Source organism: Sphingobacterium shayense, from assembly GCF_013179575.1.
In the GTDB taxonomy this organism is placed as follows: Bacteria; Bacteroidota; Bacteroidia; order Sphingobacteriales; family Sphingobacteriaceae; genus Sphingobacterium; species Sphingobacterium shayense.
On the sequence record NZ_JABMCQ010000251.1, the window covers coordinates 1 to 3898 of the forward strand.

A 3898-nucleotide genomic window follows, 5' to 3' on the forward strand; every position below is an offset into this window, starting at 1 on the left:
CGAAAAAAGTAACTTAAGTTTTAGAATTGTTTTCTTTTTTACTAACTATCACGTAGCCATTTGTATTTCATCGATTAGCAAAAGCTAATATTTTAATAACATAGACATAATTTTAAGGCAATCGTAGATATCTACTTTTGCCGCAAACTAAACTGAAATCGGTATGAATTTTAGACCCAAACAAATCATTTGGCTCGCGCTTCCTTTTACATTTTCGCCGTTATGGTCTCACGCTTCGACGCTAGAAAATCGGATCACTCTTTCGGAAGAAATTCTCCAGCAAGAGATCCCCGGAAAAGTAACGGATAAAAATGGAGCTCCTCTCTCAGGTGTAACGATAACAAACATCCGCTCGCAGCAGGCCGCACAAACCAATGAACAGGGGCTGTTCACGATTACCGGTAAAACAGGTGATAAATTAAGTATTAGCTATGTTGGTTTTCAAACAACCACCTTACAGTATACCGGACAAACAAATCTTCAAATCACCCTGTCTGATCAAGACGCGATCCTAGATGAAGTCGTAGTAGTCGGCTACGGCACACAAAAGAAAGCCAATTTAACAGGTGCTGTAGATCAAGTAGGTAGCGAAGTATTTGAAGGTAGAGCGTTAGCGAATACCTCTCAAATGCTTCAGGGCGCTGTTCCTAACTTGAATATTACTCCCGCAGATGGAAAACCCTCTCGTTCTCCAAGCTTTAATATACGCGGAACGACTTCAATCGGACAGGGCGGTAGTGCTTTAATTCTTATTGATGGAGTAGAAGGAGATCCGCAGTCTTTGAATCCAAACGATATCGAATCCGTTTCAGTATTAAAAGACGCCTCCTCAGCGGCTGTATATGGCTCTAGAGGTACTTTTGGCGTGGTATTAATTACTACCAAACGGGCGAGGCAAGGGAAAGCATCAATCACCTATTCCGGAAGCTTATCGTCACAAAAACCGACTACAATACCCGATTTCATCACAGACGGATACATTTATGCAGAACGTTTTTTCGAGGCATATAATGCCTGGAACAACTACTCTTCGGTACCCAGTAAATTAAATAAAACGCAAATCTTTACGTTGGATTGGCTTGAAGAATTTAAAAGACGCAAAGAGCAAGGCATAAATGAGCCCGTTACCGTTGACGAAAATGGCACCTACGTATATTATGGCAATGAGGACTATTACGGAGCTTTAATTAAAGACAATACTTTCGCACAAGATCACAATCTTTCAATAAGTGGAAACGAAAAAAAGCTTGATTATTATATCTCGGGCCGTTTCTATGATAATAACGGAATGTATCGCTATAATTCAGACACCTACAAAAGCTACAACACTCGGGCGAAAGCTTCTCTTCAGGTGACCGACTGGCTACGTGTAAGCAACAATATCGATTACTCCTCGATAAACTACCATGACCCATCCACTGCGGGCGAAGGAGGAAACATTTGGCGTAACATAGCCGACGAAGGTCATCCGTCCTCTCCAATATACAACCCCGACGGGACATTTTCCTATTCAGCGGCCTACACTCTTGGTGATTTCATCTACGGGAAAAACGGAACCGATTCGGAAGATGTAAATCTTAGAAACACAACCTCGTTTGAGACGAATTTTTTCAACAATACATTTCGCATTAAAGGGGATTTCACTTTTCGTAATCGCGACATAGGAAGTACCAGGATCCGCGTACCTGTACCCTATAGCGTCGTCGAAGGTGAAGAACTAAGGCTCGAAACGAATATGAATGACAACATATATGATGTATCCGAAAAGTATAAACATCTGCTAACCAATCTATACGCTGAATACGAAAACACGTTCAACCAAGACCATTATTTTAAAGGGTTGTTAGGATATAACTACGAACAACAAACTTTTAATTCCACTGCAATAACGAAAAACGGCTTATTAACCGACGACACTGAAAATTTGAATCTTGCCTTGGGAGAGTCCGTAACTGCTACAGCTAAATACAATCGTTACCGTCTAGCTGGCGTGTTTTTTAGAGCGAACTATATTTTTAAAGATAGGTATCTTTTTGAAGTTAATGGGCGTTACGATGGTTCTTCTAAATTTCCAACAAACGAACAATGGGCTTTTTTTCCTTCCGTGTCTGCAGGGTGGCGCGTTTCACAAGAACCATTCTGGCACATAAGCCCTTCCGCAATATCCGATTTAAAAATACGTGGCTCCTACGGCTCCCTAGGGAACGGTAATATCGACCCTTACTCCTTCCTTGACCTTTATGCCATTGAAATCTCCAAAAGGGTATTGAATGGTGCCAAAAACCCTATAACAAGTGCTCCAGCAGTGATTCCAGATAATTTAACATGGGAAACTGCGCGTACAACCAATTTCGGTATTGACCTTGGTGCCCTAAATAACAGGTTAACCATAACGGCGGATATCTATAGCCGAGAGACATTAAATATGTATACGGTAGGACAAACGCTTCCAGACGTTTTTGGCGCAGCTTCCCCTAAAGGTAATTATGCGGACATGACAACGCGCGGTTTCGAACTATCGGTCTCCTACAAAGACAACTTTGACCTAGCAGGAAAACCTTTTAACTGGGGAGTGCGTGCAACGTTAGCGGACTACAGCTCGAAAATTGATAAATACAATAATAACATCGGAAATCTCGATGATTATTACGCCGGTCAACGCGTAGGTGAAATATGGGGATATGTAACTCAAGGCCTTTTTCAGAGCCAGCAGGAAATTGATGCCGCTCCCTCGCAGACATTAATAAAATCATCAAATGCGGGGACTATTTATCCTGGCGATATTCGCTTCACTGATCTGGATAATAGTGGTGTAATAGACTATGGCGACAAAACCCTCTCCAATCATGGCGATTTATCAATAATTGGTAATGAAGAGCCGCGTTATATTTATGGATTTAATTTGAATTTAGATTATAGTAATATATACGTATCTGCTTTTCTTCAGGGAGTTGGTAAACAAGACTGGTACCCTAGTAACGAGTCCATTTTCTGGGGTCAATATAACCGGCCATACAATAATCTACCGGCATGGCATCTAAATAATTATTGGACTGAGGAAAACACCAACGCATACTTCCCTCGCTATGCAGGTTACAATCAATCCCTAAAACAGACTACACAGAGCCGTTACCTGCAAAATGCAGCATATTTGCGCCTTAAGAACTTACAAGTCGGTTATAATTTTCCAAAATCAATGATCTCCAAGCTGGGATTACAAGGCCTTCGTGCAGGTTTATCGGCAGAGAACCTTTACACTTGGTCACCTCTCTACAAAAACACAAAGGACATTGATGTAGCGAATATCGGATCGTCTGACCCTGACATCGCTACAGGACATGGCGACGGATTCAATTACCCTACAATGCGAAGTTTTAGCTTTAACCTATCTATTAATTTTTAACTAGAAAAAAGATGAAAAAAAATATTTGGATTACATTCTGTTTGTCAATTTGTCTTTTTTCCGCATGTGAGCTAGATGAGACTCCCAAAGCGTCGGCTACTGCCGACGACATTTTCGGAACAGAAAACGGATTAAAAACTTACAGCTTTTCTTTCTATAACAATATTATTTCTGCGTCAAATGCGTATAAAGGCGACGCTATGGCCGACTATGGTGCTGTCAATAGTTTAAATGATTTTTTAGTCAAAGGTGCATATTCTGCTGAAACAAGCAGCGGGTGGGACTGGTCTGCACTCAGAAACATAAATCATTTTATCGCGAACTGCAACAGTCCGAACCTGAGTGAGAACATTAAAAATGACTACCTCGGTATCGCGCGCTTTTTTCGCGCATGGTTCTATTATGATATGGTTACACGCTTCGGGGATGTCCCTTGGATTGATAAACCATTAGCTGCTGATGATGAAGCATTATACGCTCCTCGTGATTCCCGCA

2 protein-coding genes are annotated in these 3898 nt (G+C 41.3%); both read left to right on the forward strand.

Features of this window, described 5'->3' with window-relative positions; all coding sequences use genetic code 11:
* Positions 1–163: 163 nt before the first annotated feature.
* Entirely contained in the window at positions 164–3403 is a 3240-nt protein-coding gene (locus HP439_RS18195; RefSeq protein WP_172391753.1) for a SusC/RagA family TonB-linked outer membrane protein, read from the forward strand.
* 11 nt (positions 3404–3414) lie between these two features.
* On the forward strand, positions 3415–3898 hold a 484-nt coding region (locus tag HP439_RS18200), incomplete at its 3' end, for a RagB/SusD family nutrient uptake outer membrane protein (protein ID WP_172391754.1).

Excerpts from the sequence above, each read along its gene's own strand:
- HP439_RS18195 (WP_172391753.1), top strand. The coding sequence starts at position 164 with ATGAATTTTAGACCCAAACAAATCATTTGGCTCGCGCTTCCTTTTACA.